Annotated in this window: 11 protein-coding genes; 6 read left to right on the top strand and 5 right to left on the bottom strand. The window is 44.0% G+C overall.

The window, feature by feature from the left end; genetic code table 11:
* Positions 1 to 99 precede the first annotated feature (99 nt).
* Positions 100 to 729 carry a superoxide dismutase gene (locus B5F18_RS10415; RefSeq protein WP_087157599.1) on the bottom strand — a complete coding sequence of 210 codons (630 nt, stop codon included), beginning with the start codon at positions 727 to 729 and terminating at the stop codon, positions 100 to 102.
* 179 nt (positions 730 to 908) lie between these two features.
* On the opposite strand from B5F18_RS10415, the gene B5F18_RS10410 reads away from it, so the two are divergent.
* The 4 genes from B5F18_RS10410 (at position 909) to B5F18_RS10395 (ending at position 6230) form a co-directional block, all read left to right on the top strand.
* The gene (locus B5F18_RS10410; RefSeq protein WP_087157598.1) at positions 909 to 1448 is read left to right on the top strand and encodes a prolyl-tRNA synthetase associated domain-containing protein; all 540 of its coding nucleotides are present in this window, start codon (positions 909 to 911) and stop codon (positions 1446 to 1448) included.
* A gap of 81 nt (positions 1449 to 1529) precedes the next feature.
* Positions 1530 to 1826, top strand: a complete 297-nt coding sequence (locus B5F18_RS10405) for a hypothetical protein (protein WP_087157597.1) — start codon at positions 1530 to 1532, stop codon at positions 1824 to 1826.
* A gap of 117 nt (positions 1827 to 1943) precedes the next feature.
* Positions 1944 to 5672 carry a LamG-like jellyroll fold domain-containing protein gene (locus tag B5F18_RS10400; RefSeq protein WP_087157596.1) on the top strand — a complete coding sequence of 1243 codons (3729 nt, stop codon included), beginning with the start codon at positions 1944 to 1946 and terminating at the stop codon, positions 5670 to 5672.
* Positions 5673 to 5807: 135 nt separating this feature from the next.
* Positions 5808 to 6230 carry a C-GCAxxG-C-C family protein gene (locus B5F18_RS10395; protein ID WP_087157595.1) on the top strand — a complete coding sequence of 141 codons (423 nt, stop codon included), beginning with the start codon at positions 5808 to 5810 and terminating at the stop codon, positions 6228 to 6230.
* An 81-nt stretch (positions 6231 to 6311) separates the two neighbouring features.
* On the opposite strand, the gene treR is transcribed toward B5F18_RS10395, so the two are convergent.
* Complete coding sequence (gene treR, locus B5F18_RS10390) at positions 6312 to 7046, bottom strand: trehalose operon repressor (protein ID WP_087157594.1); 735 nt, start codon at positions 7044 to 7046, stop codon at positions 6312 to 6314.
* A gap of 155 nt (positions 7047 to 7201) precedes the next feature.
* Here treR and treP point away from each other — a divergent pair, with 155 nt between their 5' ends.
* On the top strand, positions 7202 to 9142 hold the full coding sequence (treP, locus tag B5F18_RS10385; RefSeq protein WP_087157593.1) for a PTS system trehalose-specific EIIBC component: 1941 nt from the start codon (positions 7202 to 7204) through the stop codon (positions 9140 to 9142).
* Positions 9143 to 9160: 18 nt separating this feature from the next.
* Positions 9161 to 10807 (top strand): alpha,alpha-phosphotrehalase, encoded by a 1647-nt coding sequence (treC, locus tag B5F18_RS10380; RefSeq protein ID WP_087157608.1) that lies wholly within the window; start codon positions 9161 to 9163, stop codon positions 10805 to 10807.
* A 63-nt stretch (positions 10808 to 10870) separates the two neighbouring features.
* Here treC and B5F18_RS10375 read toward each other — a convergent pair whose 3' ends face one another.
* From B5F18_RS10375 to B5F18_RS10365, 3 genes are read right to left on the bottom strand one after another with little or no spacing between them, the layout of a single operon-like run.
* Positions 10871 to 12757 (bottom strand): ABC transporter ATP-binding protein, encoded by a 1887-nt coding sequence (locus B5F18_RS10375; protein WP_087157592.1) that lies wholly within the window; start codon positions 12755 to 12757, stop codon positions 10871 to 10873.
* Positions 12750 to 14483 (bottom strand): ABC transporter ATP-binding protein, encoded by a 1734-nt coding sequence (locus tag B5F18_RS10370; RefSeq protein ID WP_087157591.1) that lies wholly within the window; start codon positions 14481 to 14483, stop codon positions 12750 to 12752. Before B5F18_RS10370 ends, B5F18_RS10375 begins: the two co-directional genes overlap by 8 nt.
* Positions 14464 to 14982 carry a MarR family winged helix-turn-helix transcriptional regulator gene (locus B5F18_RS10365; protein ID WP_087157590.1) on the bottom strand — a complete coding sequence of 173 codons (519 nt, stop codon included), beginning with the start codon at positions 14980 to 14982 and terminating at the stop codon, positions 14464 to 14466. The genes B5F18_RS10370 and B5F18_RS10365 overlap by 20 nt, the downstream gene beginning before the upstream one ends.
* Positions 14983 to 15174: the final 192 nt, after the last annotated feature.

Genomic DNA, 15174 nt, shown 5'->3' with positions numbered 1-15174 from the left:
TAATAAACGAGGTAGTAAAAATTTGGCTACATTTTGGCTATCGGATTTTCATAGGCATAAATATAAGGGATTGCCATTTGGCAATCCCTTTTTGCGACTTTACATCATTGCTCCTTCAAACCGTTCATCTGCCTTCTTCCAGTCAAGTACCTGGAACCAATCGTCTACATACGCAGCGCGCTCATTATAATGTTTCAGATAGTACGCATGCTCCCAGACATCAATGTTAAAAATCGGTGTCTGCATTTGCAGATTCGGTGTATTTTGATTTGCAGTTGTTATGATTTTAAGTCTTCTCTTTTCGAGAACAAGCCATGCGTAGCCGGAGCCAAAGACAGCCAGAGCGGATTCTTTGAACAGCGTCAAAAACCTGTCAAAACCGCAAAACTGGCTGTGTATTTCCTGAACCAAATGTAAGGACGGCAAAAAAGGACAGTGCGGAGTAAGACTGTCAAAGAAAAACTGATGATTGTACACTCCTCCGGCATTGTTGCGGACAGGTACCTTTAGATCGCACGACAGGATGCACCAGTTTTGCAAAAGTTTTTCCAAAGTCCAGGACTGGAGTCTTGGATGGTCTTTTAGAATTGCATTCAGGCGGTCAATGTAGGTCTGCAAATGCCGGTCGTGATGCAGATGCATGGTTTTTTCGTCAATATAAGGCTCCAATGCGCTGTATTCATATGGCAGAGGAGTATTAATAAAAGGGTAACATTGTGAATGAGACATGGGAATCCTCCGATTTTGTTTTATCTGCTAGACAGTATATTGGAGGAGAATGGCGTTCATGACAGGATTTATAAAAATACTGGGAAAATGATTTTTCCTTGGAAATCTTGACACAAATACTAGGTGTGCTACCATAAAGGATAAGAGTAAAATGTAGAGGGTACAAGGAGGAATAGTAAATGGTACAAATCAGCGAAATTTATACAACAGCGCCAACGGACGAAAGAATCCCACTTGAGAAAAAAGTTTATCAGACACTGGATAAGCTGAAAATTTCCTACGAAAGAGTGGACAATGATGTTGTGGAGACGATGGAAGAGTGTGAAGAAATTGACAAGGCACTTGGGGTGGAGATACGAAAGAGTATTTTTTTGTGCAATAAAAAGAAGACGAGTTTTTTTCTTGTGGTGATGCCGGCAAAGAAAGCTCTGGATACCGGAATGCTGGAAAAGAAGATAGGAGTCTCCCATCTTTCTTTTGCGCCTGGAGAATTGATGGAAAAGTATCTTGGAACAAAACCAGGGTCAGCGTCCGTGATGGGACTTGTCCAGGATGAGGACGACTATGTACAGCTGATCTTGGACAAGGAAGTGGCGGATGAAGAGTGGTTTGGATGCAATCCGGGTATCAATACAAGCCATCTGAAGATGAAGACAGCCGACCTTTTGCAGAAGTTCCTTCCATATATCCGGCACAGGGCGAAGATCATTGAGTTATAAAAAATTTTTCGCTTTTAATCTTTCTTTAACAATCCATATCTATAATGGCAGTAGAACAGATAAGAAAGGAAGGAATCAATTATGAAGAAGTTTTCTAAAAAAGGAATGATCGGTATTATTGTAGGAGCAGTTGTAGTAATTGCAGCAGTGGCGTTCATTTTGATCATGACGCTTAGAGTGAGTACAGGAGAGGCAAGAGATATTGCGCTGAAAGAGAGCGGAGGCGGGGATATTGTGTCTGAAGAGGTGAGCAGTGAAGGGCTTTGGAATGAATACGGATTTGTGATCGAAAACGGGGACAGATGGTACAAAATTGAAATTGGAGGTTTCGGAGGAATTTCTGAGATTGAGAGCGGAACAGGGCAATATATAGATTAAAAATGGGAAAAGTCGGGTTGGAGAAAATTTACGGTAATTTTACTCCAGCCCATTTTTTGTTTTAATATAGGTTTGCTATGCTGGCAATTGTCAAGATATTTATGAAAGGGAGGAGACATGATGAAAAGAAAGCAATTGCTTGGCATAGTTTTAGCGGCGGGAATGCTCGTGTCAGGACTGCCGGCATGGCAGACAAATGCTAGGGCAGCCGAAATGGAACAACCTGTGGCTCTTACACAGGAGATGGTAGATGAGGCAAACAATTCGTACAATGAAAAGGATGCTGCATTGGAGTTTATCAGTATGTCTGACACTCATGTAGCAAGCTATGAATCAAAGAAATGGGCGTTTGAAAACATTGACGAATGGGCAGAAAAGATTGGGTTTGATGCCAATACGGTACTGCTGGACGGTGATGTGGAGGCAAATGAAAGAGAGGAACAGCCGGGAAATAGCGTTCGGTTTTATACAGCAGTGGAACAGCTTATTGAGGAAACATTTGGCACGCTGCCAGTACAGTTTGCGACAGGAAACCACGATATTCAGGCGAACATGGAGAAAGTTTTTGACGAGGCAGGATGGGAGCAGTACTGGCATTATAAGTCAAAAGAAGGAAACAGATACAATAATTTCTATGTTAATATCAATGGTTTTGATTTTATTACGCTGGATTATCGTTCTGCATCCACATACGATGCTTTTTTGAGGGACACTCTGAAGGAGATCGAAAGCAGGGAGGACTATGATCCGGGAAAACCGATCTTTATTCAGATCCACACAGGTGTGTCCGGGACAACAACGGGAAGTTATCAGGATATCGGAAATACGACGGCGTATCTTCAGAAGGCGCTGGCAGACTGGCCTCAGGCAATCGTTATGACTGCACATTCTCACTATGGATCTGAAGTGGAAGATGGTATCTATCAGGATAATTTTACGGTGGTGAATAATGGCTCCATGGATTATCTGGAAGTGGATGACTCCAGGACGATCGAAAATGAAGTGCTCAACTGGGTGCAGGGAAATATGGAGGATCGGCACTATGAGCTGACATGTAACTTTATATCTGTCATGGAAGACGGTTCCACGGTCATCCGCAGATTTGATGTGACCAATGAGCGTTGGATGGGGATCCCTTGGGTGATCAACACAGAAGAAGGAAAAGAAGGTTTTCAGTATACAACAGAGAAACGCAATAAAGTTTCCCCTTGGTTTGAAGAGGATGCAAAATTATCTGTGGAGGAAGTTGGAGAAACAACGGCAAATCTTGTATTTGATCAGGCAGTGGATGATCAGCTTGTAGAATACTATAAAGTGACAGTAAAAGACTTTCTGACAAATGAAGACGCAAGCTACAAAGTACTTCCGGAGAATTATGATTATGCAGGGGACTCTTCATATGAAATCCCAAAAGGAGTGACCGGAAGTTTTGAGGCGTACTCCAGATACTATTTAAGACCTTATCCGGAACAGATGAAGTTTTATCTTTCCGGATTAGAACAAAATACAAGGTATCGTGTCATCGTACAGGCCTATGATTCTTTTGACAATGCATCAAAAGTGGAGGATATGGTATTCAAGACAGGCGGGGAGAGCGAAGAACTTCCAAATACACTGCCTGAGACGATCGAAGATGGAAAGTTTGTGGACATGAACTTTGACAATTCGGATCTGACAGACAGTGAAGGAAAGATTACGGCGAAGAGTTCAGGCAGCGTGACATTTGAAGACGGTTTCAAGGGAAAAGCAATCCATATCGCATCCGGCAGCAAAAATTACGTTGATCTTGGAAAGAATGATGCCATGAATCTTGATGAGAATGACAGCCTGACCATGAACTTTTGGATTTACTCCAACAGTGCTAATGGAGATTCTTCCATTATCAGCAATAAAAACTGGAGCAGCGGCGGCAATCCTGGATGGTATGTAGGATTCAGGCTAAGCAATTTAAATTCTGTCGGGGTGAATGCAGCGGATGGCAGCACAAGAATTGATTATGATGGATATGACAGTTTTGCAGGAAACTGGAAGATGGTTACAGTAACTTTTGACAGAACAGAGCAGGTGACAAAGATCTACATTGACGGAAAAGAAAGTGCGAACAAAGATCTTTCCTCCATTGGTTCCATGCAGACGGACTATTCTGTAAAAATCGGATCAGACGGAACCGGAAATTACCGCTGTCCGGACTTTCTGATGGACAATCTTCAGATGTGGAACCGCGCGCTTACGGATGATGAGATTCTTGCAATCTATGGAACCGCTGTATATGAGGAAGACACCACGGATTACGATGCAAAACTAAACGAGTTGATCTCCCAGGCAGAGAGCATGCTGGAGGAATACGAAACCGCACAGCAAGGATTTACATACGATGAGGAAATCGCAGCCAGATTAAAAGAACAGGTGGAACAGGCAAACACAGCACAGACGACAGAGGAAAAGCAGGTATTCTGCGCGGAGATTGCATACCTCATGGAAAGACTGGAGAGCAGCAGACAGTGGACATTTCTTGATAAAAGTGCGTTTACTGTTGCAGAGTGCGATAGCTGGCATGGAGACCACGGGGAAGGAGACTATGGTGAGTCCAGACTGTATGCACCGGAAAAAGCGATCGATGGAAATACTTCCACAGCATGGCATACAAACTGGACAAACAGCAATGGTGAGGCAGCATATCCGTTTCCGCATTCCATTATTATTGATCTGAGAGATAAGTATGAGTTAAGTGGAATCCGAAGACTTGGACGTGGGGAGAGAGATTATATCAAAGACTTTACAGTGGAGGTTTCCAATGACCTGGAACTGCTGAAAGCAGGAAATGGTGAAGGCAAAAAGGTGCAAGGAAGTTTTGCGGATCAGGAAGACGCAGTTGCATCTTTTGGCCAGGTGCTGACCGGAAGGTATATAAAACTGACCATTCATAATACATGGTTGATGGAAGAGGAAGGTTCTGAAGGAAAACAGTGGACATACGTGTCAGAACTGGATTTTACAGGACAAAAAGCAGTGCAGGAAGAGACGGAAATTTCCACAGCAGTATTGAAGTATGCGCTTGAACTTGCCCAAACAGCGGATACAGATGGAGTCATCTCATCCGTGGCGGACAGATTCCAGATGGCAGTGTCCAATGGGCAGGAAATCCTTGCGAAAGTTTTGGCTGGCGATGAAACTGTGACCCAGGCCATGGTAGACCAAAGCTGGAGGGATATTATCAGTATCATGCAGTACTTGTCATTTAAACAGGGAGATAAGACTGATCTTGGAAAAGTGATCGAAATGGCAAATGGACTGGATTTAAACCTCTATCTTGAAGAGAGCAAAGAAGGATTTGAAGATGCTCTGAACATGGCAGAAAAGACCTATGCGGATCAGGATGCAATGCAGACAGAAGTGGATGCTGTATGGACAGCCCTGTTAAAGGAAATGAGCGAACTGCGGCTGATACCGGACAAAGATGCGCTTGGAGCACTGATTCAAAGTGCAAGTGTATTAAAAGGGGAAAACTATGAAACCGAAAGTTTTGTACAGATGAGAGCCGCTCTTGCACAGGCAAAAAATGTATATACAGATGACAGGGCAACAAAAGAAGAAGTGGAGGATGCGGCCGTAAATCTTGAAAATGCACTGGATGGACTGGTGGCAAATGCCGTATCCACTGACAAAACCGGTGCTCAGAGAAACAGTGCAGAAAACTCTGACAGTGTGAAAGCAGATGAGACGCGCGGCAAAACTGTAATAAAATCTGTGAAGACAGGAGATGCATCCAGTGCAACAGGAGCATCGTCTTTGACAGCAATGGGGCTGGCAGCAACGGTTTTGGTGATGAGAAGAAAGAAAAGATAGAAAAAAGAAAAACCCGGATACTGAAAGTCCGGGTTTTTCTTTTGCAGGCTGATGTAGTCTGGCACGCGGGGATATGGACAAAGAAGAGTCTTGGGCGTATACTAGATAACAGACAAAGATGAGGAGGAACAAAAGATGAAGGCAAATAAAGATACAGCAGTAAAAAAATTTACAGAAGGAAAATACAATTGCTGTCAGGCAGTTGTCTGTTCTTATTGTGAGGAACTTGGTGTAAAAGAGGAGGATGTTTTTAAAATGACAGAAGGATTCGGCCTTGGCATGGGCGGATTGAAAGATACATGCGGGGCAGTGACAGGAATGTTTCTGGCTCTTGGCCTTACAAACAGTGCCGGCGATATGAAAAATCCTATTGCCACAAAAGCCGATACTTACCGAAAAGTGCGCGAGATGGCGGAAAAATTTAAAAAAGAGTGCGGCTCGCTCTACTGCAGGGAACTGAAAGGATTTGAGACAGGAAAGGTACTGGCAAGCTGTGAAAAATGTGTGGAGACGGCAGCGGCGTGTCTGGACGCCTATTTTGCGGAACAGGGCAGATAGAGAAATTAGAATGGAAAAAAGCACTTGGTTTTTGGGAGGAACAAGATTTAACAATTCCCAAAAATCAGGTGCTTTTTGTATTTATTTCGGCGCTTTGCGGACTGCGTTATCCTGGAAACGAAAGTAGTCCGGCCGATGCCTGGACTGTGTGAATTCAAACATGACGCCGTCACTGTTGAAAGTCTGGCTGCTGATGACAGCCATGCAATTGTAATCATCTGCATTGATATGTAAATACTTTTCATCAATCTGCGTGATTTTTTCCACGGTCATGATGCGCTTGCTGTTTACAATTGTCATGTGCAGCGTGTCTTCCAGATATTCATAGATAGACTGTTTCGCAATCTCAGGAGTGAGGCCGGGCACAGCGCTTTTCAAAAAATAGTTGTGATTGATGATCAGCGGAATGCCGTCCAGGTAGTGGAGCCTTTGAAGGTAATAGAGCTCTGTGCCAACGGGAAAGCCGGTCCGTTTTGTAATCTTTTCATCAGCGGTTATTTCCACGAAACATAAAACCTTGGTCGTCCCGTTTCTGTGATTTCGGATGGAGGATTCCCGGAAGGATTCGATTCCGCCTATGGTATAGGAAGCCTGCTCAGCAGGAAGAAAAATACAGCGCACGCCTTTTCCCTGCATGGTCTGCACATAACCGTCCTTTACAAGCTCCTGAATCGCTCTGCGCACAGTGTTTCTGGAACAGTCATATGTCTGGACCAGCGTATGCTCTGAGGGCAGCAGCTCCTGATAAGCATAATCCCCAATCTCAATTTTTGATTTTAAATCTTTATAAATCGTATGGTATTTACTTTTTGGCATTTTGTCACATCCTGTCCTGGTAAAACGTACATACTTATTATAAATAGTGGAAATAAAAAGTCAAGGAATATGACGCATAATATGTTGACATGTTTAAACAAGTGTGGTAATTTATACTTGTTCAAACAAGTTCGTGATTAAAAGGAGGAGAGAACATGGCAAAGTATGAGAAGGAGGTAAAGGAGCTCCTGCAATTTATCGGCGGAAAAGAAAATATTTCCGCAGTGTCACACTGCATGACAAGGATGCGCTTTGTCCTGGTGGATGAGAAAAAGGCGGACGCAAAAAGAATCGAAGAGATTTCCTGTGTCAAAGGAACATTTACGCAGGCAGGACAGTATCAGGTGATCATTGGAAATGATGTGTCCACATTTTACAATGAGTTCACCAAATATGCAGGAATCGAGGGAATCAGCAAAGAGGCGGCAAAGGAGGCTGCAAAAGGAAATCAGAACTGGATTCAGCGGCTCATGAGTAATCTTGGTGAAATTTTTGCGCCGATCATCCCGGCACTGATCTGCGGAGGCCTTGTGCTTGGATTTAGAAACATCATTGACGGTATTAATTTTTTTGAGAACGGAACAAAAACATTGGTGGAGATCTCCCAGTTTTGGGCAGGGATAGACAGTTTCCTTTGGCTGATCGGAGAGGCTGTTTTCTGGCTGCTGCCAGTTGGAATTGTCTGGTCCATCACAAAGAAAATGGGAACTACCCAGATTCTTGGTATTGTCTTGGGACTGACACTGGTATCTTCCCAGCTTTTAAATGGATTTGATGTGGGTTCCACTCCGGCAAGTGAAATTCCGTACTGGGATTTTGGAATCGGCAAAGTGGATATGATCGGATATCAGGGACAGGTCATTGCAGCGATGCTGGCTGGGTTTGTGCTTGTATACCTTGAGAAATTCTTCCGCAAACACTGTCCGGCAGTTGTCAGTATGATCGTAGTGCCGTTTTGTTCCCTTGTGCCGGCAGTGTTTATCGCGCACATGGTTGTGGGACCGATTGGATGGAAGATTGGAAACGGAATCGCGGATGTGGTTTACGCAGGGCTGACTTCTGATGTCAGATTTCTGTTTGCAGCAGTGTTCGGACTTTTGTACGCCCCGGTTGTCATGACTGGTCTTCACCATATGACCAATGCAATTGACAGTCAGATGGCATCCACGCTTGGCGGCACGATACTTTGGCCGATGATCGCACTGAGCAATATTGCACAGGGCTCCAGTGTACTGGCCATGTCCGTTCTGCAGAAAAAAAATGAACGTGCACAGCAGGTCAACATCCCGGCATGTATCTCCTGCTATCTTGGAGTAACAGAGCCAGCGCTTTTTGGGGTGAACTTAAAATATGGTTTTCCGCTGATCTGTGGTATGATCGGTTCCTCTGTGGCAGCCATGATCTCCGTAGGATTTGGTGTGGAAGCAGTGAGCATCGGAGTAGGCGGACTTCCGGGAATTTTGTCCATCAAGTCCCAGTATTATCTCATTTTCCTGGGTGCAATGGCGGCAGCGATCGTGATTCCGTTTATTCTTACCTTGATCGTCGGAAAACGAAAACTTTCCGGGGAAGACATGATGGGGCAGGAAAACAAGGAACACAAGGAAGATGAAACAGCGCTGATGTCAGAAGAGAGTGCTGGCACAGAATTGAAAGCAATTTTAAGCGGAGAGGTAATACCGCTTGAACAAGTGCCGGATGAAGTGTTTTCCCAGCATATCATGGGGGATGGACTTGCAATTGAGCCGACAGACAACACAGTTTTAGCTCCGGCAAATGCGAAGGTAACGGTAGTGATGGGAGATTCCGGACATGCGTGCGGACTGTCTCTTGCAAATGGAATGGATGTACTCATTCATGTTGGTATTGATACGGTTGATATGAACGGGGATGGATTTGATCTCCTTGTAAAAGAGGGAGACTTTGTAAAATGCGGCCAGCCGCTGATCCGGTTTGAGCCGGAAAAGATCAAAGCAGCAGGACATCCGCTGACAACAATGCTGATCGTGACAGGGGCGGGAGAGGCAGAGAATATCCAGTACCTGACAGGACAGGTGGCAGAAGCAGGAAAAACTGCGGTAGTGACTTATGAATAGATGAAGGAGGATGGACAGATGGCAGATTTTAAGAAAAGTGTGGTATATCAGATTTATCCAAAATCTTTTCAAGACAGTAATGGAGATGGCTTGGGCGACTTGAAAGGAATTATCGGAAGGCTCGATTATATCAAAAAACTTGGCGTAGATTATATCTGGATGACTCCGTTTTTTGTATCCCCGCAAAAGGATAATGGATACGATGTGGAGGACTATTATCACATTGACCCGCGCTATGGTACAATGGAAGATTTTGAAGAGCTTTCAAAAGAGGCAGAAAAACGGGGGATTGGTCTGATGCTGGACATGGTATTCAACCATACCTCGGACCGCCATGAATGGTTCCAGAAAGCCCTTGCAGGGGACGAGAAGTACAAAAACTTTTATATTTTCCGCAAAGGAAAAGAAAACGGAGAGCCGCCGACAAACTGGGAGAGCAAGTTTGGCGGCAGTGCGTGGCAGTATGTAGAAAAATTTGATGAGTATTACCTTCACCTCTTTGATGTGTCTCAGCCTGATCTGAACTGGGAGAATGAAGAGGTGAGAAAAGAAATACAGAAAATCGTGCGTTTCTGGATGGGGAAAGGAGTCAAAGGATTCCGGTTTGATGTGGTGAACCTGATCAGCAAGGGCGCTTACGAAGATGACCATGAAGGAGACGGAAGGCGTTTCTATACAGATGGCCCGAAGATCCATCAGTATTTAAAAGAGCTCAACGAGACGACCTTTGGAACAGACGCAGAGATTATCACTGTCGGGGAGATGTCCAGCACATCCATGGAAAACTGCTATGAATACGCAGGGGAGGACAGCCATGAAATGTCCATGGTGTTTAGTTTTCATCATCTCAAAGTGGATTTCATGGGCAATGAAAAATGGGTGCTTGTGCCGTTTGACTTCCGGAAATTGAAAAAGATTTTGTTTGACTGGCAGACAAACATGGCAGAGCATCATGCATGGAACGCTGTATTTTGGTGTAACCACGACCAGCCAAGGGTAGTGTCCAGATTCGGAGATGAAGGAAAATACTGGAAGGAATCAGCAAAAATGCTGGCAGGCGTGATACATTGCCTTCGCGGAACGCCTTATATTTATCAGGGAGAAGAGCTTGGAATGACAAACGCCGGATTCACGGATATTGAACAGTATCAGGATGTGGAGAGCCGCAATCATTTCCGCATCCTCCAGGAAAAGGGGATCAGCAAGGAAGCAGCGTACGAAATCCTGAAAGTGCATTCCAGGGATAACAGCAGAACACCGATGCAGTGGAATGAAGAAAAACAAGGTGGATTTACCGACGGAACTCCATGGATTGAGGTCAATCCAAATTATAAGGAGATCAATGCCAGGAAAGAACTGCAGGATGAGGATTCCATTTTTGCATATTATCAAAAACTCATTTCACTTAGAAAACAGTATGATGTGATCGCGTACGGAGATTTTGAGGCTCTTGCAGTGGAACATCCGGATATCTTTGCTTACAAAAGGACCTGGCAGGGCAGAGAACTTTTGGCCATCCACAATTTTTACGGCAAAGAGACAAGGTGGAGTGTTGGAGTGAACCTGGAAGAATATGAGTGCCTTTTGAGCAATTACAAGGATCATCAAATACAGGGAGGAGAGATTTCCCTGAAACCATATGAATCGGTGATCCTGTACAAATAATGATATAAAAAGAGCAGAACCACAGCCGACTTGCGCTGTGGTCCTGCTTTCTTTTTTATGAAATTATGAAAGTTCCAGTTTACCGGTATAAAGCTGGTAATAGATTCCTTTTTCTTTGATCAGCTCTTCGTGTGTACCTCTCTCCACAATTCTTCCGTGATCCAGTACCATGATCGCATCACTGTTGCGGATCGTGGACAGACGATGGGCAATGACAAATACAGTACGGCCTTTCATCAGGTTATCCATACCCTTTTGTACAATGCTTTCCGTACGGGTATCGATGCTGGAGGTCGCTTCGTCTAAGATCAATACCGGAGGGTCCGCAACTGCGGCGCGGGCAATCGCCAACAGCTGTCTCTGTCCCTGGGAGAGCTCTTCACCGTCATTGGTCAGCATGGTGTCGTATCCTTTTGGAAGCATTTTGATGAACTGGTCAGCATGTGCAAGTTTTGCTGCTGCGTAAACCTGTTCGTCTGTTGCATCCAAGTTTCCGTAGCGGATGTTTTCCAAGATTGTCCCCGTAAACAGGTGGGTATCCTGCAGAACGATTCCAAGGGAACGGCGAAGATCCGCTTTTTTAATTTTGTTGATGTTGATGTCGTCGTAACGGATCTTTCCGTCCTGAACATCGTAGAACCGGTTGATCAGGTTGGTGATCGTTGTCTTGCCGGCTCCTGTGGAACCTACAAAGGCAAGTTTCTGACCAGGTTTTGCGTAGAGCGTCAAATCGTGCAGAACCATCTTTTCATCCGTGTAACCAAAGGTCATATCGTAGAAACGGACATCCCCTTTCAGTTCTGTGTATGTCACGCTGCCGTCTGCCTGGTGCGGGTGTTTCCAGGCCCAAAGTCCGGTTCGCTCTTTGCATTCGGTAAGTGAGCCGTCCGCATTTCTTTTGGCATTTACAAGGGTGACATATCCTTCATCCACTTCCGGCTCCTCGTCCATCATGCTAAAGATACGCTCCGCACCTGCCAGGGCCATGACAATGGAGTTGAACTGCTGTGCAACCTGCATGAACGGCTGTGTAAAGCTCTTTGTAAACTGCAGGTAAGATGCAAGTACACCAAGTGTGATCCCGCCGATATTCATGACAAACAAAAATCCTCCGAACACTGCGGTGAGTACAAACTGAAGGTTTCCAAGGTTGCCGATCACAGGGCCCATCATATTTGCAAATGTATTGGCGCTTGATGCTGCAGTGAAAAGCTTTTCATTCAGCTCATCAAACTGTTCCTCTGCTTTTTTCTCGTGATTGAAAACCTTGATGACGCGCTGCCCGTGCATGTGTTCTTCCACAAATCCGGTGACATCAGCAAGGGCAAGCTGCTGGCGGACGAAGAAACGGCCGCTGTTTCCGCCGATTTTTTTCGTAACAAAAACCATCAGCACGATCATAAGAACCGCCAAAATAGTGAGAAGCGGGCTTAACACGATCATAGCGATAAAGGTTACAATAATGGTCAGAAAGGACATCAAGACCTGAGGAAGCGCTTGATTGATCATCTGCCTTAATGTGTCAGTATCGTTTGTGTAAAGGCTCATGATGGAACCGTTTGTATTCTGGTCAAAATAACGGATTGGAAGTTTCTGCATGTGCTCAAACATCTCATCGCGGACTTTTCGCAGTACACCCTGGCCAATGACTACCATGAGCCTGGTGTAAGTGAAGGTCGCCAGCACACCGCAGAGAAAAATAGTTCCAAGTACGCCTAAAGCTTTATAAAGCTCCGTATAGTCGGGATTTTGGTTGCCGATCAACGGAATAATGTAGTCATCCAACAGGAACTTCAAAGAAAGTGACACAGAAATTGAAGCAATGGAACTCACGACAATGCAGAAAAATACTGCAATAAATGGCAGTTTATAATATTTTGTTACATATTTCAGAAGCCGTTTTGCTGTTTTAATTGTATTTTTAGAAACTCTTCCGTCTCTTTTATTCATTCTCCGCACCTCCTTTTACCTGAGATTCATAAACTTCACGATAAATATTATTTGTTTTAAGAAGCTCTTCTGAAGTACCAATACCATTGATCTTGCCGTTTTCCATGACAATGATCTGATCTGCATCTTCCACGGACGATACCCTCTGGGCAATGATGATCTTGGTCGTGTTCGGAATCTCTTCCCTGAATGCTTTTCTTATCAATGCATCTGTTTTTGTATCGACAGCGCTTGTAGAATCATCCAGTATGAGTACTTTCGGTTTTTTGAGCAAAGCCCTGGCAATACAAAGCCTTTGTTTTTGCCCACCGGATACGTTGTTTCCTCCCTCTACAATCTGAGTGTGGTAACCGTGCGGAAATTCCTGGATAAATCCATCCGCCTGAGCAAGTTTACATACTCTTTGCACTTCTTCATCTGTGGCGTGTTCGTCTCCCCATCGGATGTTCTCGTAAATACTTCCCGTGAAAAGTACGTTTTTCTGCAGCACCATGGATACCTGGTCGCGGAGCGCTTCAAGTTCATACTTGCGCACATCTATGCCGCCGACTTTTACACAGCCTTCCGTTACGTCATACAGACGAGGAATAAGCTGTACAAGGGTTGATTTTGCAGTACCGGTTCCTCCGATAATGCCGATCGTCTGGCCGGATTTAATATGAAGGTTCACATTTTTCAAAGATAATGTACCGCCCTTTCCGGCATAGCTGAAGTTTACATTTTCAAAATCAATGGATCCGTCCGGCACATCTTTGACTGCATCAGCAGGGTCTTCCATCTCTGGAATTTCATCAAGCACTTCAGCGATTCGATCCGAGGAAGCCTCCGCGATCATGATCATGACAAATACAAAGGTAACCATCATAAGCGACATCAGGATCTGCAGTGCATACACAATGATACTTGTAAGTTCTCCGGTCTCCATAGTACCAGTCACGATCGCCTCGCTGCTGATAAGGACCATGAAAAGGATGACTGTGTACATGGTAAACTGCATTGTCGGAGAGTTCCACGCAACAATTTTTTCCGCTTTTGTAAAGAGGTTAAATACAACGGTGGAGATTCCGTGGAATTTCTTGATTTCGTGGTCTTCACGCACATATGCCTTTACAACACGGGCAGCATTGACATTTTCCTGTACTGAATTGTTAAGTACGTCATACTCATCAAATACTTGGACAAAGTGCGGATGCGCTTTTTTTGCAATAAAGATGAGGATTCCGCCAAGAATCGGGATGGTTATTAAAAGCAGCAATGCGATCTTTATATTGATCGTCAGAACCATGATCAAAGAAAGAATGATCATGATCGGAGCTCTGGCCAGAAGGCGGATGCTCATCATGTAAGCCATCTGTACGTTAGTGATATCTGTGGTGAGTCTTGTAACAAGACTTGGTGTGGAGAAACGGTCGATATTTTTAAAGGAAAAATCCTGAATCTTATAAAAAATATCATGCCTTAAATTTTTGGCATAGCCCGCAGCTCCGATAGCAGCATAATTTCCTGCTTTTGCGCCAAAGAAAAGGGCAAGCATAGCAAGAATGACCAAAATTACACCCATTTTTACGATATAAGGAAGGTCTCCGTTTTGAATTCCCACATCGATGATCTTTGCCATCTGCAGAGGGATAAGTACTTCCATGAGAACCTCCAGGATGACAAAGACAGGTGCAAGAATGGATTCGCGCTTGTATTCCCGGATGGATTTAAATAACTTTCTGTTCATGTCGTCCTCCTTGATTATTTTGTTTTAGTTTCTGTTCGTCCATCATCAGATTTTCGGACATTTTCTGCAATGTGTTCATACACATTTCCAGCTCAAACTCAGGGATGCCGTGCAGCATTTTCTGTTCTACTTTTTGGATATTTTGGAGAATGTCGTTTCGCAGAGCCAAAGATTTTGCAGTTGGGAGAAGTTTTTTTAGCCTTGCATCTCTGGCAACGCTCTCTCTTTTGATAAATCCGTTTTTCTCCATCAGCTGCAGAATCCCTGTAGCAGTGGATTTGCGGATTTGAAATTCTTCTTCAATATCTTTTTGGTAAATTTCCCTGTGGAGGCTGGCGAATAAAATGAAATGTAAAATATTACGCTGCATATGTGTCAGACCGCTGTCTGCGTCCGGCAATAGAAAATGGCGCTTGAGCTGATTGGAAAGAATATTGATAAGTCGCCCGGCATCTTTACAATTCTTTTTATCGGCAATGCCCTCAGATGTTGAGTCCATTTGATTCACCTCCAAAATAAATTGTTCGCTACCTAACTAATTACAGCATATACAGTATATAGTGATAAAATTTGTTTGTCAATTCCTATTTTAACAAAACTTTTTAACGGGAATATTTACATTTATTATATATGTAAATAATGAATAAAAAGAAGATGTGTTAAATCAAAAAAGTAAGAAATTGATTGGGGA

This window comes from Lachnoclostridium sp. An181, from assembly GCF_002160325.1.
Lineage (GTDB): Bacteria > Bacillota > Clostridia > Lachnospirales > Lachnospiraceae > An181.
The sequence above is the reverse complement of the archived record's forward strand: the minus strand, read 5'-3'. Positions and strand labels throughout refer to the sequence as shown.